Source organism: Thiocapsa roseopersicina (genome assembly GCF_900106925.1).
GTDB classification, from domain to species: Bacteria; Pseudomonadota; Gammaproteobacteria; order Chromatiales; family Chromatiaceae; genus Thiocapsa; species Thiocapsa roseopersicina.
Window position 1 is genome coordinate 243,388 of record NZ_FNNZ01000003.1, and the last position, 21,746, is coordinate 265,133.

Consider the following 21,746-nt stretch of genomic DNA (forward strand, 5'->3'; position numbering starts at 1 on the left):
CAACGGACGATCAGAAATCGCGCAAGAGCGCGCTGCACGCTTGAGGCATGCGTGGCTCGGGCTTCGCTGCACTGGCACCGCCTTTCGAGGGTTTGAGTGCCTCGTCGCTCAACCACCAGGCGAGGTCCGCCCCGCAGCCGTCGTCGCCTGTCAGCGCGGCCTGCGATTCGCAATCCGGGTTTCCGGCCGGGCAGCGCAGCCGCACGTGAAAGTGCGCATCGTGACTCCACCAGGGACGGATCTTGCGGAGCCAATCCCGATCGGCGCTCCCACTGTTTCGACACAGCGCTTGTTTGATCGCCGCGTTGACGAAGATCCGATCGACACGCGGATGCCGTGCGGCCGTCTCGATCAGGCTGTGCTGAGCGGGCCCCCAGGCCGCGCTTACCGAGCGCCCACCGGGTTGGACCATACTTTGCGGATCGGAGCGATTGTCCATCAGGCGCCGGGCCGCGGCGGGCGAGTCCGCCAGCGTGAACCAGATGTCGACATCCAACCCGTTCTGATGGCTGCGATGGGAAGACGACATGCGTCCGCCGCGCGGCTGACTGAGATCGCCGACCATGATGAAACGTTGGCCGCGCGACTGCTGAGCGCGCCCCATGTCCTCGACGAAACGCAGCAGCTCGGGATGACCATAGTAGCGATTGCGGTAGCGACGGATGCTCACGTAACCGGGTCCGGTTTCCGGCAGTGCGTCGGCACCTCCGATACAGCCGTTGGACACGCCCCCGATCACCTCCGGCGGTCCGGCGCTCGGCGCTGCGACCTCGGCCCAAGGCGTTGCTTGGCCGGTCTGCGCCGCAACAAGGAGCAGGGCGCCGACGATGCAGAGGGCAAGGGCGGGTCCGAGCTCGCGGACCTGGGTGATCCGGGTCATGGCTTCTCCTGTATGACTTCCAGCGAACGAGACTGCGGCGCATGATACGCGGATCGCTTCGAGGATCGAGATCCTCTTTCAGACAACGAGGTTTCGTCGCATGTCCGAATTCACCAACGTCAGCATCGTCAAGAAGGCCAACTGTTACTTCGGCGGCGGCGTGACCAGCCGCACCATCCGTTTTCCCGACGGCAGCAAGAAGACACTCGGCATCATGCAGCCCGGCGACTACGAGTTCACCACCCTCGACAGGGAGATCATGGAGATCCTCGAGGGGGATCTGGATGTCCTGCTGCCCGATGCGACGGATTGGGTGCAAGTACAGGCGGGGGAGTCATTCGAGGTTCCGGCTCAGGCGACATTCAGCATTCGCGTGCGGACGCTGACCGATTATTGCTGCTCCTTCGTAAGCTGATCGGGCCTCGCGGACCAGGCTCTAGGTTGTGTCGAGCCGTGCGAGGCACAACCAACCGCCGGCGCAAGTTGTGCCTCCTGACGTCGGCACAACCTACGGATCCGATAGGGCCGAGCCTGGCCGATCAGGGCCGTTTGTTCAGAAGGACCAGACGAGCGGCACGATTAGGACCGTCACCAATCCCACGACTAAGGTCAAGGGGACACCGATCCGCACGAAGTCGCCGAAGCGATAGCCGCCGACATTGAACACCATCAGGTTGGTCTGATAGCCGATCGGGGTCGCGAAGCTGGCGGATGCCGCGATCATCACCGTCATGATGAAGGGCACCGGCGACACTCCCATGCTCTGGGCCGCCTGCACGGCGATCGGAAACACCAGCACCGCCGCCACGTTGTTGGTCGCAAGCGAGGTGAGGAGGGCGGTCGCCGTAAAGACCAAGGCGAGCGTAACCCAGGGATCGCCGTCCGCCAGCCCGATCAGACCGCCGGCCACGACCGAGGCCGCGCCTGTCTTCTCAAGGGCGGCGCCGATGCCGAAGGATGTCGCGATCACCACCAGTACCTGCCAATCCGGAGAGCGTCGCGCAGTGCGGCTGTCGGTGCAGCGGGTCAGGATCATGAGCCCGGCGGCCAGCAGTGCGGCCTCCAGCATGCTCAGCCAACCCAGGGTCACGACCGCGATCATCCCGACCACGATGGCGATGGCAGCAGGCGCGTGCTTGTGCTTGAGCGGGTGCGAATCGCCTATCTGACTCACCAGCAGAAAATCGCGCGAGTTCTTTTGCTGCTCCACGAAATCCGGGCGTGTCTCCAGCAAGAGGGTGTCGCCCGGTGCCAGGACGATATCGCCGATCTTGCGGTCGACTCGCTCGCCGTTGCGTGCGAGGGCGATGATCACAGCGTCGTAGCGATTGCGAAACCGCCCGGCGCGCACGCTCTTGCCGATCAAGGGCGATTTATCCGACAGCACCGCCTCGACGAAACAGCGCCCGGGGCGCGGCACGTCGAGCTTGAAGACCTGATTGGTCGCGGGGATCAGGCCGCGCGTGCGCTGCAGGTCCATCACCGAATCCAGGATCCCGGCAAAGACGAGCCGGTCGTTCGCCTGCAGCACCTCCTGCGAGGACACCGCCGCCATCACTTGCTCGCCGCGCTCGATCTCGATAAGAAATAGGCCGGGGAGCTGGCGCAGACCGGCGTCCTCGATGCTTTTGCCGATCAGCGCACTCCCCGGCTCGACCAGCATCTCGGAGGTGTACTGGCGGACATCCTCGTAGCTGGCGGCCGCGGATGTGCGTTTCGGAAGCAGCCAGTGTCCCGCCGTCAGCATGAAGACCAATGTCGCGATCGTGATGGGCAGGCCGATCCAGATCGGCTCGAAGAGGCCGAGCCCCTCGCCGCCGAGGCGCTCCGTATAGAGTCCGTTGACCACCAGGTTGGTGCTGGTTCCGATCAGGGTGCAGGTGCCGCCGACGATGCTGGCGTAGGACAAGGGGATGAGCAGGCGCGAGAGCTCGAGGCCGTTGCGCTTGGCCCAGTCCTGCACGGCGGGAATGAAGATGGCGACGACCGGCGTGTTGTTCAGAAAGGCGCTCACCCCCGCGACCGGCACCATCAGGCGCAGCCGCGCATCCGTCGGGCCGCGCGGACGTCCGAGCAGACTCGGGCCGATCCAGCCGACGGCACCCGTCTGGGTGAGGCCCGTCACCACCACGTAGAGCACGCCGACGGTCAGCATGCCCGGATTGGAGAAACCGCTCAGTGCCTCCGCCGGGGTCAGGATGCCGAACAGGAGCAGCAGGGTGAGCGCACCCGCCGTGACCACGTCCGGTGCCGCGCGGCTAAAGGCGAAGAGCCCGAAGCACAGCACCACGATGCCGAGGCTGAACCAGCCCTCCCAACCGAGTTGCATGAAGGTGCTCATGTCCTCGTCAGTGATCGCGACCGCGTTGCAGGGCCTCGTAACGGGCCTTGAACGCCTCTTGGCGCATCCGCGAGGCGTCGTCCTCGGTCGGTGCGAGCGGCGAGTCCTGCCAGGCCCCGGTGGTGTGGTCGAAGACCGAGAACCGCCAGCCGCGGCCGACCTTGAAGACCTTGGTCACGTCCTTGCCGGCTTGTTCCATGGCGTCGAGCTTGCCGAGACCGCCGGGGGCCTTTGAAGCGCGCGGCGGCTCCTCGGTCGGTCGATGCTCGGCGAGGTTGAAGCGGTTGTTCTGGATCTCGCCCTGCACGTCGAGCTCGACCGACTCGACCCCCGGCAGACGCGCCAGAATGTAGCCGGCCATCATCATCCCGAGCTTCTGGTTCTCGGACTCAAGGGCGGTGAGCAGCTTGTCGGCGACGATCTGGCAACGCTGCAGCCGATCCGGTTTTTCGACCCACTCCCGGCTCATCTGCCAGCCGGCGTCCATATCCTGGTCCAGCTTCTCGAAAAAGGGTTGCGCTTGGCCGATCAGGGCATCCGGGACGTTGAGCTCGTAGATCCGATCGTCGATGATGGCTTTCAGAAGCATCGGTTGCCTCGCTCGTCGTTGGTGATGGTCTCGGATAGTACTATACGGAGCGGGCTCGACCTCGCGGAGGTCCGATGCCGAGACGCGGTTTCAGTCTATCGATCTCTTTCTGCGGCCGCGGCGACTGCAACGCGCGTCGTGTCGCCCTCGGAGCACAGCATGTTGTTGACCATCCCGGCGCTTCTCAACAGCGCACAGATCGCCAAGATCCACGAGACCCTCGCGGATGCACCCTTCGTCGACGGTAAACTGACCGCCGGATTTGCCGCGGGTCGGGTCAAGCACAACGAAGAGATGCGGCCGGAGCCCGAGCGCATGCAGCGACTCATCCGCATCATCATGGCGAGTCTCGGTCATCACGAGACCTTTCGGTTCGGTGTCCTGCCGCATCGGGTGGCGGACCCCATCGTCGCCCGCTACACCCCGGGCATGGCCTACGGGGAACATGTCGACGATCCGATCATGGGGACGACCGGCCCGCGTTTCCGCTCGGATGTCTCCATGACGATCTTTCTCAACGATCCCGCGTCCTACGACGGCGGCGAGCTGTCCATCCGCACCCCGTTCGGCGAGCAGAGGATCAAGCTCGCCGCGGGCGATGCCGTCGTCTATCCCTCTTCGAGTCTGCACCGCGTGATGGAGGTCACGCGCGGCGAGCGTCTGGTCGCCCTGACCTGGATCCAGAGCTACGTGCGCGATCCCGCACGCCGAGAGCTTCTCTACGAGTTGAATCTCGCCCGCGAGCGATTGCTCAAGACGGCACCCGAGGAGGACGCCACCGCCTATGTCGATCGCTCCTACGCCAATCTCGTGCGCATGTGGAGCGATCTTTAGTGGAGCGGTGCAGAGATTCCGAGACCGTCCGAGATCATTTTCGTGGTCGTTGTCGTAATCGACCATCGGATACGACCACGACAACGACAACGACAACGAACAGTCTCGATACATCTGCAGTGCTGCACTAGCCCCGATCCGGCCCCGACGGAGCACAAAACGCGTCGAGTCTTCTTCGCGCTCGGGGATCGCCCGGGGTATCGTTCGGCGCGGGCTGGATGGGTTTCGCTGCGCTCTACCCATCCTACGTGTTTCGGTTGTTTTTGCAGCGTTCGTTAACCGCGCAGGCGCCAGCGGTCATCAAGTCTGCCGGAGCCGATCCAATCCTAAAACGCCCTGCACCGCGCCGGGCGCGGTTTTTAAGCGGGCAAACAAGGCTGTCTTCAACAGCAAAGGGGATCGAGTATGCAACAGGGCGGCGACGGGGATCGCATCTTTTTGGATCGAGCGGTCGAGGCGTTCATCCGGATCGCGTTTATCGCGATCCTGGTCGCCTGGTGTTTCGATATCGTGAGACCCTTTATCGTGCCCTTTGCCTGGGCGATCATCATCGCCATCGGACTCTATCCGGGTTACGAGCGACTGACGCAGGTTCTGCACGGGCGTCGAATCCTCGCCGCCGTCATCATGTCCTTGCTTTGTTTTGCGCTCCTGCTGGTGCCGGCTCTGCTTCTGAGTGCCTCGCTGGTCGGAGAGGTGCACAGGGTCATCGCCGCCTTCAGCCACGAGTCGCTGACGATTCCGCCCTTGCCCGATGCCATTGCGCAGCTGCCGATGATCGGCGACGACATCGCGCGCGTGTGGTCCGAGGGCACGTCGAATTTCAGGGCGGTGCTCGTGGAGATCGAGCCCGAGCTCAAGGTTGCCCTGCATTGGACGATCGGGGTGGCCGGCGGGGCGGGTGTGGGCCTGCTGCATATCCTGGTCGCCATCCTGATCGCGGGCTTCCTGCTTGCGCAGGCCGAAGTCGGGCAACGCGCGAGCGCGGCCCTCGCGCGGCGTTTGGCGGGGGCGCGGGGCGTGGAGTTCGCCAAGCTCTCGGAGGCGACCATCCGCAGCGTGACCCGCGGCATTCTCGGTGTCGCTCTGATCCAGTCGCTCCTCGCGGGGCTGGGGTGGCTGGCGATCGGCGTGCCTGCCGCCGGGCTCTGGGCGCTGCTGGCGCTGGTGATGTGCGTGGTGCAGATCGGGATCCTCCCGATCACGGTTGCGATCCTCGTCTATGTGTTCTTCCAGGTCGGAACTTTCACCTTCCTCGCGTTTCTGGTCTGGAGCCTGTTCGTGTACAGTTTGGAGCACATCCTCAAGCCTATTCTCCTCGGGCGCGGTGTGGATGTTCCGATGGCCGTGATCTTCGTCGGTGCGATCGGCGGGTTCCTCAGTGCCGGAATCATCGGGCTGTTCGTCGGCTCGGTCGTCTTGGTGCTCGGCTACAAGCTCTTGCTCGCCTGGCTGCACGGCGGGTCCGAGTCTGCGCAGGACGCCGCCGCGGTGCCGTCGAAGGAAGGTCCCGCACGGCAGGGCTGAGCCACGCGCGTCGCCCGCCGTACCTTGCGGCCCACGCGGGCCGAATCTTTCCACCGAGACACGGAGTCTTCTTGATGTCCGATTTGATCCTCCACTTCGAGCGCCGCCCCGGTTGGGGCTCGATCGTCCGCGCCCACGTTTGGGATGCCGAACCGATCGGGCCTCGCAGCGACTGGCCCGGCGTGCCGATGGAGACGCTCGACGAGCACTGGTACCGGATCCGTCTAGCCGGAACCCGCTCGGCGCATCTGGTCTTCACCGACGGTGAAGGCCATCAGACGCACGATCACTTTCGCGATGCCGACGGCTGGCTCGACGCCAGAAGTCACTGGCACGATCATCGCCCCGGGCATCGCGTGCGGTCCGTGCAAAGCGCCGAGCCGCCACCCGCTCCCCGACCCTTGCCGAGCTTCACGACCGAGCTGCGCCCGGTTGTCGAGCGCAGCGATTTCCGCGAGGAGACCATCTATTTTCTGATCACTACGCGTTTCTACGACGGCGATCCATCGAACAATTTCTTCTGCCGCGATCGCATCCAGTTCGACGAGACCGGCAATCCGGTCGATCCCCATTGGCGCGGCGACTTCAAAGGGCTGATCCAACGTCTGGATTACATCCGCGATCTCGGCTTCACGGCCATCTGGATCACGCCGCCCGTGGAGAACCGCTCCGGTCTGGACTACCACGGCTATCATCCCTACGACTGGACGCGCATCGATCCGCGTCTGGAGTCATCGGGAGTGACCTATCAGGACCTGATCGACGCCGCCCACGCCAAGGGCATCAAGATCATCCAGGACGTCGTCGTGAACCACTCCTGCCAGTACGGCATCCGCGGGCAGGTGCACATCGACCATCTGCCGATCAAATACTACGTGCCGCAAGGCTCGGAGCAGGGGCAGGTCGATCACGGGCCTTACCAAGGCCACCTCGGCAATTACGCTTGGGCGAATCGCGACGACATCGACAACCCGGTCGCGCCCCAATGGTACCGGGAGCGCCACGGCAGAGATCCCGATGGCATCGAGCCGCTCATCGATCCCAAGACCGGCGAGACGGTACCCAAGCCGGGCTACAACCCCGGGCGTTTCTTCGGTGTCGACCCCAATGATTTGGATCCCGAGTGGTACCACCAGGAGGGCTTCATCTGCGGCGGCGATTGGGAGAGTCCGCATTCGCTCCAGCACAAACATCTGGCAGGCGACTGTATCGATCTCGCCACCGAGCGCCAAAACGTCAAGGATTATCTGATCGGGTCGATCAATCGGTATCTGGACATGGGCGTGGATGCGCTGCGCATCGATACCGTCAAGCATGTCGAGCGCGACAACCTGCTCGAGTACATCAACGCCTGGAAGGCGCACAAGCCCGGCCTCTTCGTGTTCGGCGAGAACCTGGTGAAGGGCTACGGTTGGGGCGATCTCGGTGGCGGCGACAACGGTCCCTCGCAGATCCGACCCTGGTGGTACACGCGTATCGGCCATGACCCGCAGGATCCGGAATCCGGCGGCGACTCGGGCTTCCCGCAGCTGGATTTCGGCCTCTTCTCGACCTTCCGCGACACCGTGAGCAAGGGCACCTATGCGGGTACGGCCCAGATCCTCGGCATGGACTGGATCTACGGCGACGTCACCCAGCTGGTCACCTTCCTACAGAACCACGACGTCGGTCCGGACAACGACTTCAAATACCGCTTCAAGGGCGAGCAGTGGATGGCTGCGGCCGCCTACAACCTCATCTGGACCGTGCGCGGGATCCCCTGTCTCTATTTCGGCGAGGAGATCGAGTTCATGAAGGGCGCTCCCCAGGACGTCGAAGGCGAGCGCGACACCCTACATCAGACCGGGCGCGCCTATTTCGGAGATCACCTGAGCGACGCGCGCATCGCCGAGACGCAGAGCAACCCGCTCTATCGCCACATCCAGCGTCTCAACCTGATTCGCCGTGCGATTCCTGCGCTGCAGAAGGCCGGCTTAAGCCACCTCGCCGAATGGGGCAGCGGGATGCGTTTCGTGCGCGATCACCCGGAAAGCGGGACCTATGTCGTGGTCGGGCTCGCCATCGGCTCCGATCAAGAGATCGGGATCGACGGGGTCCGGCCGGGGATCTATCGCGACGCCGTGACCGGCCAGGAGCAGGAGTGCCAGGGCCGTTTGCTGTTTCACGTCAAGGCCAACTCGGCCGGGATCTATGTCTTGGATGGCCCCGGGAAGATCGGCGAGGACGGGGTCTATCTCAAGTGAGCCGGTCGAAGCCTGGACGTCGTCAGGGCACCAAGGCGGGTGGCTCGGCGACCGGCGCAAGCGCGCGTCTCGGGCCGAGCCAGGCGACCAGCTCGGAGTCGCCCGATGGCCATTGGCCCTTCGCCTGATTGTCGGGCGCACTGCCGCTGAAGATCAGATAGCTGTATTTCCCGTAGTGCGGCAGCTTGCGCGCAAGGCCGGGGAGTGCGGCCGGCTCGCTCGCGGCGAGCCAGCCGAGCGGCTGTCGGTCGCGCCAGGCGGTGAGCACGGGGCTGACCTGAGTGCCGTCTAGCCTGTCTTCGCCGCCGAGTTGGAGTCGGCGTTGCTCGGGCTCCAGCGTGACGCCTTGCGCCAGCTGCGCGAAGCGATCGAGCCAGCGGTTCTCCCAGCCCATCAGCCAGACCGCTCGGTCCTCGGGCAGAGACTTCAGGGTGTCGTCCCAACGGATCTCCCAGCCGGGGTGGCCTGTCTTCCATGCCTCGGCGAGGCGCCGATAGCCGTCTTTGAGTGCCTCGGGTGCCCCGGCGGGCAGGACCATGAGCCCGCGCTCCGATCCGAAGAGGTTGCTCAAGGCGACGGGCGTCTCGCCCGGAAGCAGCTCGCGGAAGACGTCGACCCAGGGGTCGACCGCCACCCGGACCGGCGCGGACGGCAGGGCCGCCTCGAAGTCCGCGCTTCCTCCGGTGAGCTCGACAACGAGACTGACCGGGTCGCCCGTCTCTTGGTGGACGAGCACGGGGACGCGCACGGGGAAGGGCTCGCCGCCTTGGGTCTGCTCGATTCGGCCGGTCAGCGCGAATCCCCCGCCGTCGGGGGTCACGGCCACGTCCGTCAGTCGGAGGCTCGGCGCACCGGAGCGCGTCGTCCAGGTCTCGAAAAAGGCGGCAAGATCGCGCCCGCTCGCGCCCTCGAACGACCGGCGTAGATCATCGAAGCCGGCGACACGGAAACGGTTGTCGGTCCAGACACGCGCAAGACCGGCCTTGAACGCCTCGTCGCCGAGCTGGCGGCGCAGCATGTGGAAGAGCATGGCGCTCTTGCCGTAGCCGATCGCCTGAGAGGCCGCGCCGTGTCGGCCGCGGAATTCGACGAGCGGAAAATCGCTGCTGTCCCGGACATAATCGGCATAGCCCTTGAGCATCTCGCGCCGATAGACCCAACCCTCGCCGGCGCGCTCGCGCAGCAGGTGATCGGCCAGATAGGTGGTGAGCCCTTCGGCCCAGTTGCCCGCCGCGTAGTCGATATAGACCCCGTTCCCCCACCAGTTGTGAAGGATCTCGTGAGGGTAGGAGGTGTGGATGATGAAGGGCAGGCGGATGACTTGCGATCCGAGGAGCGTGAATGACGGCATGCCGTAGCCGGTCTCCCAGAAATTCTCGACCAGCGCGAACTTCGCGAACGGATAGTCGCCGATCAACTCGGAATAGAGGTTGATGTAGCTCTCGGTCGCGTCCAAATAGCGCTGTGCCAGGGCGGCGTCGGCCTCGCGCAGGTAGACTTGGGCCTCGAATGCGGTATCTCCGGCCCGAGCGCGATCGACATAGCGCTCGAAAGGTGCCGCGATCAGATAGATGTCGTCCTGCGGATGGGTCTCGCGCCAGGTCGAGCGTCCGCTTGCCGGATCGCCCGGCCCGTCGCCCTGCGAGACCGCGGTCCAGCCGTCCGGAAGCGTCACCGCGAGCGAGAAGGTCTGAAGGCTGTCCGGGATGCGCGGATACCAACCGCTGTTGCCGTCGAGAAAGACGCCCTCGGGTGCGATGGTGCCGCGGGACCACTCGCGGGCACGGCCCATGCCCTCGGCGATCTGCTCGCGATCATGGCGGATGGATCCGCCGTAGGCAAAGGTCACGGGGCCGGGTCCGGTGATGCGCAGCCGGTAGCCCGTCAGATGCTCGAGGCGCTCGGCGGTCTCGATCCGCGCGTTGCCGGAGGTGACTTCCGGAGCCATCCCGGCGTGCAGCAGCAGCAACCATTCGGGTCTGTCCTCCGGGAATGTCAGCGTGTCCCGAACCTGCAGGGTGCCCGCAGCGGGGTCGACACGGGCCTCGATGGCGTGCTCGACGATCGCCGCGTCTGCCGCGACCTGTGCGGAGCCGAGCAGGATGGATCCGAGAAGTATCGAGCGGCAGAGCAAGAGGCTTGAAACGAACGGGTTGCGCATCGGTCTAGGATCCAAGCGGCTGAGGGATCGGGAGCGCGAGCGAGCTGTCCGCATTGCGCCGGGTACAACTATGCGGGCCGAATCGGCTCATGACCAGAGAGGAATGTTCGTGTCCTATTTTCAATTGTCGGCCTTCGTCGTGACGGCCGTGCTGGTGTCCGGGGCCTGCGCCGGGCCCGAGTCTTCGCCTCCGCATGCCTCTTCTGCACAAGCCGGCGCGCCCGTCGGCGCTCCGGTCGGCTCGGCGCAGGCGCCCGACCCGGGCACCCGCGTATTGGATCTCGGCGCGCTCTCCGACATGAGCGATCTGCTCGATCGCATCGCCGACCGGCGTGTGGTCTTCGTCGGCGAGAGCCATGACCGCTACGAGGACCACCTCAACCAACTGGCCGTCATCGAAGGCCTGCACGTGCGCGGGAAATCGCTGGCCATCGGGATGGAGTTTTTCCAACAGCCCTATCAGGCGGCGATCGACGCCTATATCGCGGGCGAGATCGACGAGGCGGAGTTTTTGCGCCGCACGGAATATTTCGACCGCTGGCGGTTCGACTATCGGCTCTATCGTCCCATCCTGCGTTTCGCCCGCGAGCACGGCATCCCGGTCATCGCCCTGAATTTGGAAGCCGAGCTGACCCGGCGCGTGGGCGAGGTCGGCATCGCGGGTCTGACCGAGACCGAGCGCGCGCGCATACCTGTCGAGATCGATCGCAGCGACCCGACCTACCGTGAGCGCATCGAGGCGGTCTTCGCCATGCACCCGAGCGAGCGCAAGCAGGACGTGGAGAATTTCCTCGACGTCCAGCTTCTTTGGGACGAGGGGATGGCCGAGCGCGCGGCGGACTATCTCAAGGCGAACCCGGAGCGCACGCTTGTGGTCCTGGCCGGCTCGGGGCATGTCGAATACGGTCAGGGTATCCCCAGTCGGCTGACGCGCCGTGTCGATGTCCCGACGGTGACGATTCTCAACGGGACCCAGCGCAGCATGGATCCGGCCGCGGCGGATTTCTTCCTCTATCCGCAGGAGATTGCGCTGCCCGCGTCCGGTCTGCTCGGGGTCATGCTCGAATCGGGCGTCGATCGCGGCGGCGCTTTGATCCAGGGGTTCGCCGAGTCCAGCGGTGCGAAGGACGCGGGCATCCAGGAAGGGGACCGCATCGTGCAGATCGGTGATCAACCGGTGAGCGCCTACGCCGATGTGCGTATCGCCTTGCTCGACAAGGGGCCAGGGGAAAAGATGCCGGTCGAGGTCCTGCGCGAGCGCAAGCTCGGCGCAGACGAGCGGCTGAGCTTCCAGGTGGAGCTGCGTTGAGCCACATGCGACCGGAGCTGCTCTCGCCCGCGGGCTCGCCGCAGGCCATGCGTTACGCCTTCGCCTACGGGGCGGATGCCGTCTATGCAGGTCTGCCCAGATACAGTCTGCGGGTGCGCAATAACGCGTTCGACGGGGCAACGCTCGCGAGCGCCATCACCGAGGCGCACGCGAACGGCAAGGGCTTTTATCTGGCCGCCAACATCCTCTCCCACGGGGCGAAGCTCAAGAGCTTCGTCGCGGACCTCGAGCCGATCCTCGCGATGGGTCCGGATGCCCTGATCATGGCCGACCTCGGCCTGATTATGCTGGTGCGCGAGCGCTGGCCGGACCAGCCGATCCATCTCTCGGTGCAGGCGAATACCACCAATGCCGCGGCCGTGCGCTTCTGGGCGGGGCAGGGGGTCTCGCGGGTCATCCTCTCGCGCGAGCTCTCCTTGGACGAGGTGGCCGAGATCCGCGCCGCCTGTCCCGACGTGGAGCTCGAGGTCTTCGTGCACGGTGCGCTCTGTATCGCCTATTCGGGGCGATGTCTGTTGTCGGGTTACTTCAATCATCGCGACGCCAATCAAGGCGCCTGCACCAATGCGTGCCGTTGGGACTATCGGGTGGCGAGCGCGGCGTCGACCGAGCCGCTGGCGGCATCCTTGGACTTGTCCATGAACGTCGCGGGCGACAACAGGGGCGCGCCGCGGCATCCGGCCGCCGACGAGGTCTATCTGCTCGAAGAGCGCGAGCGTCCGGGTTCCTATCTGCCGATCTTCGAGGACGAGGAGGGGACCTATATCCTCAACTCGCGCGATCTGCGCGCGGTCGAGCATGTCGCGCGGTTGGTGTCGATGGGAATCGATTCGCTGAAGATCGAGGGCCGGACCAAGTCGCACTACTATGTCGCGCGCACCGCACAGGTCTACCGCGCAGCGATCGACGATGCGCTCGCCGGGCGAGCATTCCGCGGCGATTTGCTGACCGATCTGGAAGGGCTCGCCAACCGCGGCTACACCGAGGGCTTCTACCGGCGTCATGCCCCGAGCGAGCTTCAGAACTACGACGACGGTGCCTCGCGCAACCAGCGGCAGATCTTTGTCGGCGAGATCACCGGCAGTCGCGACGGCTGGGTCGATATCCGGGTCAAGAATCGGTTTGCCGTCGGCGACGCGTTGGAGCTTCTGACCCCCGCCGGGAATCATCGCTTCCGTCTGGAGTGCATGAGGAATATCGATGAGACGGAGCTTCAGGTCGCGCCGGGCGACGGCTGGGAGGTGCGCATCCCCGTCCCGGCCTCGGTTGCCTCGGCCCTAGATGGGCACGCCCTTCTGACTCGAATGCTTTCCGAGCCGCCCGGCCCCTAAACCGCGTCCAGAGCGAGATGCTCGCTTTCGAGTGAGCTCGACGTTTGGTGTAGCCACGGCTCTTAGCGGAAACGCGGTTTAAATTGATATATTTTTTAATATCTTAAACCGCGCAGTTTCCAGCGGTCGTCAAATCTGCCGGGACCGATCCCATCCAAAAACATCGCATATCGCGCCGGGCGCGGTTTAGCGGATCCAATCGATGAGATGCATCAGCGGGTCGGTCTTCGGCCCCGGCTTGATGGCCCGTCCATAAAGGCTTTGCCCGGCTTCCAAGACGGAACCCGGATCACCGGTAATCAGCGGATGCCAGCTCGGCAACGGCTTGCCCTCGGCCAACAGCCGATAGGCGCAGGTCTCCGGAAGCCATCGCGAGTATGCCAGGGCCGCAGGTGTCAGGGTGACGCAATCGGGCATGCGCCGCGCTCGATCGGCATAATCGCTGCACCGGCAGGTGTCGAGGTCCAAAAGCGCGCAGGCGACGCGCGAGTAGATGATGTCCCCGGTCTCCTCTTCCTCGAACTTCTCCAGACAGCATTTCGCGCAGCCGTCGCAGAGCGACTCCCACTGTTCGGGGGTCATGGCCGAGAGCGGGGTGGATTCCCAGAATCTCGCCATTCCTTCAACGGTGCCTTCATCGGGTTCGCTCATGTCGGGCATATCCACAAGTCACTCATTTCGCCTATCTTGACCGATCCGAACGGTCGATGCACCCCGCGTCGGTCGGGCCGTCTGTTGGACCCCATGCCGGTGAATCCGGTCGCCGCGCTTCGCGATTGGGCCTGATTCGACCGATGTTCCCCGTTGGAGACTTGACTTTTTTGCGAACCAGGATGAAGCCGCAGAGACGTTATGCACACGGACATACGTCGCCCGACGGACATTCGGGAGCGTCGGGTGTGTTCGGAGATGTTCTCGGAAAGTTGTTTAATCCACTGTTTTTGTTTTTTTCGTGCTGATCTTCTTGGTGACGGGCATTCGAAGAAACAGTGACATGGGCGTTGCCCTCATTCCCCACCGAACAACTCGCCCACAGGGTTATCCACAGGCTGGCGCTGCCTTTTCCGAGGCTGCGGTGCGGTCTAAGATGAAGCTGAAGTTGCCTCGACCTAAGATCGAATGCCGAATCACAATCAGAGGAAAACACCATGCCGCAGACTCTGATCGAGACCCCCATCGGCTCGATCGCCATCCACTGGGTCGGCGAGACCTTGACCGGCGTCGATCTGGACCCGCCGACCGCGAGCGCCGACGCGGGGTCGGAAACCATGCCTTCGGCCATCCGGCAACAGCTCACGGCCTATTTCGAGCAAACGTCGGCCGGTTTCGATCTCCCGGTCGAGCTGGTCGGCACCGATTTCCAACAACGGGTTTGGGCCGAGCTGCGTCGGATCCCCTCGGGCGAAACACGCACCTACGGCGAGATCGCGCGACAACTCGGGAGCGCCCCGCGCGCAGTAGGGCAGGCCTGTCGCGCCAACCCCTGTCCGATCGTGGTGCCCTGCCATCGGGTCGTCGCGGTCAACGGGCTCGGCGGTTTCTCCGGAGACACGAGCGGACGTAAGCTGGACGTCAAACGCTGGCTCCTTGCCCACGAAGCTCGTAAACCGCGTCCTCGGTCCGAACAGGCGATTGAGTCAGATCCGCTGCCGGAGCATCCCCGAGGACTTTTTCATGACGCGGTTTAGATTAAAAAACAACAAAAAATGAATGATTTAAACCGCGTCTGCTCCGGCGCTCGGGGGTTGCTGCAAAGTCGGCCCGGGATGATGGCCTCGCATGTTGCGGGAGACACGGTTTAATGCCAGCGGACCAAGGGGTTATCGAGGGTTTCGCCGATGCACTCTGGCTCGAACGGGGTCTGAGTCCGAATACGCTGGCAGCGTATCAGTCGGATCTGCGTGCCTTCGCTGCTTGGGTCGCGCGCGAGCGTGGTCGCTCGCTGATCGAGGCTCAGCGGCTCGATCTGCTTGATTATCTGGTCGTTCTCTCGCAGGAGGGACGCAAGCCGCGCTCGAGTGCGCGACTCCTGTCCTGTCTACGCCAGTTCTACCAATATCTGCTGCGTCGTGGGGTGATCCGCGACGATCCGAGCGCTCGTGTCGAGGCGCCGAAGCTGGGTCGACCTCTGCCGAAGAGCTTGAGCGAGCTCGAGGTGGAGGCGCTGCTCGGCGCACCGGATACCGCCGATGCGCGGGGTCACCGGGACCGGACCATGCTCGAGGTACTCTACGCGAGCGGTCTGCGGGTCACCGAGCTGGTGACCCTGACAACCGGCCAGGTCGGTCTGACCCAGGGTGTCGTGCGGATCGTCGGCAAGGGCGACAAGGAACGCTTGGTGCCGCTCGGCGAGGAGGCGGCATCCTGGCTGTTGGACTATTTGCGCGGGCCGCGCGCCGAGCTGCTCGGCGGACGTGTGACCGACTATCTCTTTCCGACCTGTCGCAGCGAGTGCATGACGCGTCAGGCGTTCTGGCTGCTGATCAAACGCTATGCGCTCGAGGCAGGTGTCTACAAACCCCTGTCGCCCCACACCCTGCGCCACGCCTTCGCGACACATCTGCTCAATCACGGCGCCGATCTGCGCGTCGTGCAGATGCTCTTGGGCCACAGCGACCTTTCAACCACGCAGATCTACACCCATGTTGCGCGTGAGCGTTTGAAGCAGCTCCATGCGCGGCATCATCCGCGAGGATGATGTGCGAGCAGTTCGCTTTTGGCGTGTTTTCTCGCACAATGGCCGACTTCGGTGATTTCAGTGCTGAGTGAGAAATTTCTATGCCATCGTTCGACATCGTCTCGGAGATCGACCTGCAGGAGGTCCGCAACGCGGTCGACCAGGCCAACCGCGAGATCGACACCCGGTTCGACTTCAAGGGCGTCAAGGCGAGCTTCGAGCTGAGCGACGGGAAGATCCTGATGATCGGCGAGCAGGAGTTTCACCTGCAGCAGATGATGGATATCCTCCGCCAGAAACTGGTCAAACGTAAGATCGACCTCTCTTCGCTCGACCCCGGCGACCCGGTCTCGAATCTCAGTGCCGCCCGCCAGGAGGTCGCGCTCAAGCAGGGTGTCGACAGCGAGACCGCCAAACGCATGGTCAAGGCCATCAAGGCCGGCAAGACCAAGGTGCAGGCCCAGATCCAGGGAGACCAGGTGCGGGTCTCCGGAAAGAAACGCGATGACCTCCAGGAAGCGATCGCCCTGCTGCGCGGCGAAGACTGGGGTCTGCCGATCCAGTTCACCAACTTCAGAGACTAAGAATCCAATGACGAAAGCCAGAGTTTTCGCGCTCGCCCTTGCCGCCTTGATGCTCGCCGCGCAGTCCGCGTGGGCGTCGCCCGAGAAGACCATCCGGGAGGCCCTGGGCAAGATCGTTCCGGGCGTCGAGATCGACAGCGTGACGGCCTCTCCCGTGGATGGGCTCTACGAGGTCATGATCGGCACTCAGCTGATGTATGTCACCGCCGACGGGCGTTATTTCGTCGACGGGCGGATCGTCGATCTCGAAACCCGCGAGGATCTGAGCGAGCCGCGTCTGGCCGGAGCGCGTAAGGGTTTGGTCGATGCGGTCGGGGAGTCTCAGATGGTCGTCTTCGGGCCGGACGACGCCAAGCACACGGTGACCGTCTTTACCGACATCGAGTGCGGCTACTGCCGCAAACTGCACGGCCAGATCGACGAGTATCTGAAAGAAGGTATCCGTGTCCGCTATCTCTTCTATCCGCGCGCCGGGCAGGGCAGCCCCGCCTACACCGAGGCCGTGTCTGTGTGGTGCGCCGGCGATGCAGCCGCCCAGCGTTCGGCCATGACCGAAGCGAAGTCCGGTAAGCCGATCCCGGAGAAGACCTGTAAGAACCCGGTCGATGCACACATGGCCTTGGGCCAGGAGCTCGGTCTGCGCGGGACCCCGGCCATCCTGACCGAGACCGGCGAGATGATTCCGGGCTACGTGGAGCCCAAGCGCCTGGCGGCCCAGCTCAACGGGGCGCCCGGATCCTGAGGCACGATCGTCGGGCGCAGGCGATGACGTCGAAGCGCTGCGCGGTGGCGTCATGACGGCTCATACACTCGAATATGCCTGGCGCACCGACCGTGGCCGCGTGCGTGCGGGCAACGAGGATGCAGTGGCCGTCGACCCCGCCCTTGGTTTCCTGATCGTAGCGGACGGCATCGGCGGCGCCCGGGCGGGCGAGGTCGCAAGCGCATTGGCGGCCGAGGTCATCGCCAAGCGTTTTCGAGAGCACATGGCCTATCAAATACCTTCGGATGCGGCGCAGGCCTTTGTCGAGACGGCGATCCAGGACGCCAATCTCGCCATCTGGACCCTGAGCAAGGCCGAGCCGGATCTCTCCGGGATGGGGACAACGGTGGTGGTGGGGTCCGTCGGCGACGCTTGGCTGGCTTTCGGCTACGTGGGTGATTCGCGATTATATCGGTTGCGCGAAGGACGACTGGAGCAGCTCTCGCGCGACCATTCCTTTATTCAAGAGGTCGTCGATCAGGGATTCTTCAGCACGCGCGAGGACGCACGCCGATACGGGATCGGAGCCAACATTTTGACCCGTGCACTCGGATCATCCTCCAAGGTCAAGGTCTCCGGCGGGGTTGCCGACCTCGCGCGCGGCGACATCTTCCTCTTCTGCACCGACGGACTCACCGGCATGGTCCCGGAGGACTGGCTGTGTCAGGTGCTGACGGCGAGCTTCGGGAACGATCTCGAGCCCGCCGCCGAGGCGCTGGTGCGGCTCGCCAACGAGCGTGGCGGTAACGACAACATCACATTGGCGCTTCTGCGGGTCGGGGGGCCGTCGACCGAATCCCGCTAAGCTGATGTCCTGGAGCTGAATCACCGGCGCGTAGGTGCGAATTGATTCGCACGCATAGTCCTCAGGTCTTCCGGGCAGCGCTCACGTGCGTCGAGAGATCCTTAAGGCGATACATCAGCTCCAAGGCCGCTCGGGGCGTCAAGCCATCCGGCTCGATCGCATCCATGGCCTCCATAAGAGGATGCGGCGGGGTTGGCTCGGGATCCGGCGGAAACAGCGAGAGTTGAACGGCATCCCGTTCCGCATGTCGCCGCGCGCCGGCTTCCAGCTCGCGTAGCCGCGCGCGTGCCCGCGTGATCACTGCCGCCGGCACACCCGCCAGCGCGGCGACCGCCAGCCCGTAGCTCTGATTGGCCGGACCCTCGCGCAAGGCGTGCATGAAGACGATGCGTGCGCCATGCTCGACCGCGTCGAGGTGGACGTTGGCGATTCCGGGATATTCCTCGGGCAGTGTCGTCAGCTCGAAGTAGTGGGTTGCGAAGAGCCCGTAGGCGCCGATGCGCGTGGCCAGCTCCACGGCGCACGACCAGGCGAGCGAGAGCCCGTCGAAGGTGCTGGTGCCGCGTCCGACCTCGTCCATCAGGACCAGACTCTGAGCGGTCGCGTTGTTCAGGATATTGGCCGTTTCCTCCATCTCCACCATGAAGGTCGAGCGCCCGCCGGCGAGGTCGTCCGAGGCGCCGATACGCGAGAAGATGCGGTCGATCGGGCCGATGGTCGCGGCGCGCGCCGGGACATAGCTTCCGCTGTAGGCCAGCAACACGATCAAGGCGTTCTGGCGCATGTAGGTCGATTTACCGCCCATGTTGGGGCCGGTGATGACCAGCATCCGACGGCGGCGATCAAGCCGCAGGCCGTTGGCGATGAAGGGGTCGTCCAGCACCGTCTCCACCACGGGATGGCGTCCGTCTTCGATCTCGATGATCGCCTCGTCGGTGAGATTCGGCCGGGACCAGTCCAGTGCGCGGGCGCGCTCGGCCAGATTGGCCAGCACGTCCAGCGTCGCGATGGCCTCCGCGCTCGCCTGCAGTGGCGCGATCGACTCGGCGAGGGTGCCGAGCAGATCCTCGTAAAGCGCCTTCTCGCGGGCCAGCGCGCGCTCGCGGCTGCTCAGCACCTCGTCCTCGAAGCGTTTGAGCTCCGGCGTGACATAGCGCTCGGCGCCCTTGAGCGTCTGGCGGCGGATGTAGTCCTCCGGGACCTGATCGGCCTGGCTGCGACCGAGCTCGATGTAATAGCCGTGGACCCGGTTGTAGCCGACCTTCAGTCCGGGGATGCCGGTGCGCTCGCGCTCGCGGGTCTCCAGGTCGAGCAGGAAGCGATCGGCATTGCTCGACAGCTCGCGCAGCCGATCGAGCTCCGCATCGAGCCCGGATGCAATCACGCCGCCGTCGCGGATCAGCATCGGCGGTTGGGCGATGATTGCGCGTCGGAGCAGGTCGAGGACCTCGGGGTGCGTGCCGACCGCCTGGGCGAGGGTCAGGAGCAGCGGATCGTCGCAGCTATCGAGCGGCGCGCGCAGATCCGGGAGCACGGCCAGCGCATCGCGCAGCGCGGCGAGATCACGCGGGCGCGCCGAGCGCAGTGCGATGCGCGAGAGGATGCGTTCCAGATCCCCGATCCCACCGAGGACCGCCTGAAGGTCGGCGTGCATGCCGGTGTCGATCAGTGCTCCGATTGCGGCATGACGCGACTGCACGTCCGATCGCGAGCGCAAAGGGCGGCCGAGCCAGCGTCGCAGCAGACGGCTGCCCATCGCGGTTGCGGTCCGATCGAGCACGCCGGCCAGCGTGTGCTCGGGCCGCCCGCCGAGGCTCTCGGTGATCTCCAGGTTGCGCCGGGTCGCCGCATCCAGGATCAGCGCCTCGTCGCGCTGCTCGGTCGTGAGCCCGCGCAGATGGGGCAGGGCGGCGAACTGGGTGTCGCGGACATACTGCAGCAGACAACCCGCAGCGCCGACGGCGAGATCCAGCCCCGCACAGCCGAAGCCGTTCAGGTCGCGGGTGCCGAACTGTTCGCAGAGCAGACGCTCGCCGGTATCGCGGTCGAAGTGCCAGCTCGGGCGGCGGGTGACGCCGCGGTCGATGCGCAGCGCATCCGGGAGCCGGCTGTCCTCGCCGACCAAGACCTCGGCTGGCTTCAGGCGTTCCAGCTCGCTGGCCAGCGCCTCGCGCGTCGCCACCTCCAGCACGGAGAACCGCCCGCTCGACAGCTCCAGGACCGCCAGGCCAAAGCCCTCGCGCCCCTCGGCGATCGCTGTAAGCAGGTTCTCGCGCCGGTCGTCGAGCAATGCCTCGTCGGTCAGGGTCCCGGGCGTGACCAGACGCACCACCTTGCGCTCGACCGGCCCTTTGCTTTTGGCCGGATCGCCGATCTGCTCGCAGATCGCCACCGAGACACCCTTGCGGACCAGACGCGCCAGATAGGCCTCGGCGGCATGATAGGGTACGCCCGCCATCGGGATCGGCCGGCCGGCCGACTGCCCCCGCTTGGTCAGGGTGATGTCCAGCAGGCGCGCGGCCCGCTCGGCGTCCTCGAAGAAGAGTTCGTAGAAATCGCCCATCCGATAGAAGAGCAGCATGTCCGGGTATTCCGCCTTGAGACGGAGGTACTGCTGCATCACCGGGGTGTGCGCACTCTGATCTGGTTTATCCATGGCCTGCAAGACGCCGAAGGGTGAGTCGCGGTTCAGACGGCCTCGACCTCGGTCGAATCGCCATACATCTCGATCCCGAGCCGCTCGCCGACCTTGCGGGCTCGGGCGTCGATCATCGGCGAGATGACGATCAGGCGATTGGCCTTACGCTCGTGGCGTCGCTCGTAGAAGCGCGCCTTGCGCTCGAAGATGTACATCCCGGCCTTGTCGATCGAAGACTTCAGCTCGCAGATCAGCAGCAGGCCGTTCTTGATGATGACATCCAGCTCGATCTGGTCCGGACGGCCGAAGACCTCGCCCGAGTCGTCGTAGTCGGTGACATTGACGACCTGTACGTCGAAGCTCTGCTCCAGGATGGCGGCCAGGGCATCGCGGAACGCCTTCTCGGATTGAAGACCCCAACGCGAGCCCAGCGCACCGATGCCGCGATCGAATTTCTGCGCTTGGGCCATGATCTCGTTGTACAGGCGCTTTAGCTCTTCCTGGTTCTCGTCCCAGCGGCGATTGCTGTCCGCTCGGCTTTCCTCCCACTTCTGCGCCTCTTCCTCGCGCATGCGCTGCAGCTCGGCCTGATTCGCCTCCCACTTCCGCACCTGCTCCTCGCGCATGAGTTTGAGCTCGGCCTGGTTTGCCTCCCATTTGCGCTCCTGCTTCTCTCGGTCGCGACGAAGCTCGCCGAGCAGCTCGTAGAACCGATCTCCGGTCTCCTTGCGGTCGGCATATTCGTCCCGTGTCAGCTCAAGCACATAGGTTCGGAACGCAGGATCCTCCCGCAACCAGGTCGGCAGCTCGCGCTTGATGGTCTCTTTCAGCGATTCCGTGGTCATGTCCGATACCGAAAAGCGGCCGTGGATCTTTGCCGGAGTCTACCAGAGCCGCGGGTGCGGTGATCGGGCGCGGACCTGTGTTACGCGGCCCGGCCCGGTCTGTCGCAGAGTGCTCCCGGTCTGCTCGTTCCAGTCCCGGGAGACGACGAAGCGGTGCGTAAGGGTGTATTGCGTCGAGCGCCGCCCGGCTACGCGCAT

18 protein-coding genes are annotated in these 21,746 nt (G+C 64.7%); 11 read left to right on the forward strand and 7 right to left on the reverse strand.

Annotated features, from left to right (window positions below; genetic code table 11):
- Positions 1-10: 10 nt before the first annotated feature.
- Positions 11-880 (reverse strand): penicillin-insensitive murein endopeptidase, encoded by an 870-nt coding sequence (gene mepA / locus BLV04_RS05350; protein ID WP_093028841.1) that lies wholly within the window; start codon positions 878-880, stop codon positions 11-13.
- A gap of 100 nt (positions 881-980) precedes the next feature.
- Between mepA and ppnP the strand changes: the two genes are divergently transcribed.
- A complete protein-coding gene (ppnP, locus tag BLV04_RS05355) occupies positions 981-1,295 on the forward strand; it encodes a pyrimidine/purine nucleoside phosphorylase (RefSeq protein ID WP_093028842.1) in 315 nt (104 codons plus the stop codon).
- A gap of 138 nt (positions 1,296-1,433) precedes the next feature.
- On the opposite strand, the gene BLV04_RS05360 is transcribed toward ppnP, so the two are convergent.
- Positions 1,434-3,221, reverse strand: coding sequence for an SLC13 family permease (locus tag BLV04_RS05360; protein ID WP_093028843.1), 1,788 nt, complete (start codon positions 3,219-3,221; stop codon positions 1,434-1,436).
- 7 nt (positions 3,222-3,228) lie between these two features.
- Positions 3,229-3,810 carry a hypothetical protein gene (locus tag BLV04_RS05365; protein WP_093028844.1) on the reverse strand — a complete coding sequence of 194 codons (582 nt, stop codon included), beginning with the start codon at positions 3,808-3,810 and terminating at the stop codon, positions 3,229-3,231.
- 159 nt (positions 3,811-3,969) lie between these two features.
- Here BLV04_RS05365 and BLV04_RS05370 point away from each other — a divergent pair, with 159 nt between their 5' ends.
- From BLV04_RS05370 to BLV04_RS05380, 3 genes are all read left to right on the forward strand, one after another.
- Positions 3,970-4,644, forward strand: a complete 675-nt coding sequence (locus BLV04_RS05370; protein ID WP_093028845.1) for a Fe2+-dependent dioxygenase — start codon at positions 3,970-3,972, stop codon at positions 4,642-4,644.
- A gap of 405 nt (positions 4,645-5,049) precedes the next feature.
- Positions 5,050-6,171 carry an AI-2E family transporter gene (locus BLV04_RS05375; protein ID WP_093028846.1) on the forward strand — a complete coding sequence of 374 codons (1,122 nt, stop codon included), beginning with the start codon at positions 5,050-5,052 and terminating at the stop codon, positions 6,169-6,171.
- A 74-nt stretch (positions 6,172-6,245) separates the two neighbouring features.
- Positions 6,246-8,414, forward strand: coding sequence for an alpha-amylase family glycosyl hydrolase (locus BLV04_RS05380; protein ID WP_093028847.1), 2,169 nt, complete (start codon positions 6,246-6,248; stop codon positions 8,412-8,414).
- A 22-nt stretch (positions 8,415-8,436) separates the two neighbouring features.
- On the opposite strand, the gene BLV04_RS05385 is transcribed toward BLV04_RS05380, so the two are convergent.
- Positions 8,437-10,575: a M1 family metallopeptidase gene (locus tag BLV04_RS05385; RefSeq protein ID WP_093028848.1), complete on the reverse strand. Its 2,139-nt coding sequence runs from the start codon at positions 10,573-10,575 to the stop codon at positions 8,437-8,439.
- Between the two features lie 103 nt (positions 10,576-10,678).
- Here BLV04_RS05385 and BLV04_RS05390 point away from each other — a divergent pair, with 103 nt between their 5' ends.
- Complete coding sequence (locus BLV04_RS05390; RefSeq protein ID WP_093028849.1) at positions 10,679-11,884, forward strand: ChaN family lipoprotein; 1,206 nt, start codon at positions 10,679-10,681, stop codon at positions 11,882-11,884.
- Positions 11,885-11,889: 5 nt separating this feature from the next.
- Positions 11,890-13,236, forward strand: coding sequence for a prephenate-dependent tRNA uridine(34) hydroxylase TrhP (trhP, locus tag BLV04_RS05395; protein ID WP_093028850.1), 1,347 nt, complete (start codon positions 11,890-11,892; stop codon positions 13,234-13,236).
- 186 nt (positions 13,237-13,422) lie between these two features.
- Here trhP and BLV04_RS05400 read toward each other — a convergent pair whose 3' ends face one another.
- Positions 13,423-13,887, reverse strand: coding sequence for a YcgN family cysteine cluster protein (locus tag BLV04_RS05400; protein ID WP_093028851.1), 465 nt, complete (start codon positions 13,885-13,887; stop codon positions 13,423-13,425).
- Between the two features lie 497 nt (positions 13,888-14,384).
- Between BLV04_RS05400 and BLV04_RS05405 the strand changes: the two genes are divergently transcribed.
- The 5 genes from BLV04_RS05405 to BLV04_RS05425 all read left to right on the forward strand — a co-directional run bounded on the left by BLV04_RS05405 (position 14,385) and on the right by BLV04_RS05425 (position 18,065).
- Entirely contained in the window at positions 14,385-14,924 is a 540-nt protein-coding gene (locus BLV04_RS05405; protein WP_093028852.1) for a methylated-DNA--[protein]-cysteine S-methyltransferase, read from the forward strand.
- A gap of 113 nt (positions 14,925-15,037) precedes the next feature.
- Complete coding sequence (gene xerD / locus BLV04_RS05410; RefSeq protein ID WP_093028853.1) at positions 15,038-15,934, forward strand: site-specific tyrosine recombinase XerD; 897 nt, start codon at positions 15,038-15,040, stop codon at positions 15,932-15,934.
- A gap of 80 nt (positions 15,935-16,014) precedes the next feature.
- Positions 16,015-16,497, forward strand: a complete 483-nt coding sequence (locus tag BLV04_RS05415; protein WP_093028854.1) for a YajQ family cyclic di-GMP-binding protein — start codon at positions 16,015-16,017, stop codon at positions 16,495-16,497.
- Positions 16,498-16,504: 7 nt separating this feature from the next.
- Positions 16,505-17,239, forward strand: coding sequence for a DsbC family protein (locus BLV04_RS05420; protein ID WP_093028855.1), 735 nt, complete (start codon positions 16,505-16,507; stop codon positions 17,237-17,239).
- Positions 17,240-17,291: 52 nt separating this feature from the next.
- A complete protein-coding gene (locus BLV04_RS05425) occupies positions 17,292-18,065 on the forward strand; it encodes a PP2C family protein-serine/threonine phosphatase (protein WP_093028856.1) in 774 nt (257 codons plus the stop codon).
- A 61-nt stretch (positions 18,066-18,126) separates the two neighbouring features.
- Here BLV04_RS05425 and mutS read toward each other — a convergent pair whose 3' ends face one another.
- Together mutS and BLV04_RS05435 are read right to left on the reverse strand one after the other, a co-directional pair.
- Positions 18,127-20,721 (reverse strand): DNA mismatch repair protein MutS, encoded by a 2,595-nt coding sequence (mutS, locus tag BLV04_RS05430; RefSeq protein WP_093029029.1) that lies wholly within the window; start codon positions 20,719-20,721, stop codon positions 18,127-18,129.
- 32 nt (positions 20,722-20,753) lie between these two features.
- Positions 20,754-21,548 (reverse strand): PD-(D/E)XK nuclease family protein, encoded by a 795-nt coding sequence (locus tag BLV04_RS05435; protein ID WP_093028857.1) that lies wholly within the window; start codon positions 21,546-21,548, stop codon positions 20,754-20,756.
- Between the last annotated feature and the right edge of the window lie 198 nt (positions 21,549-21,746).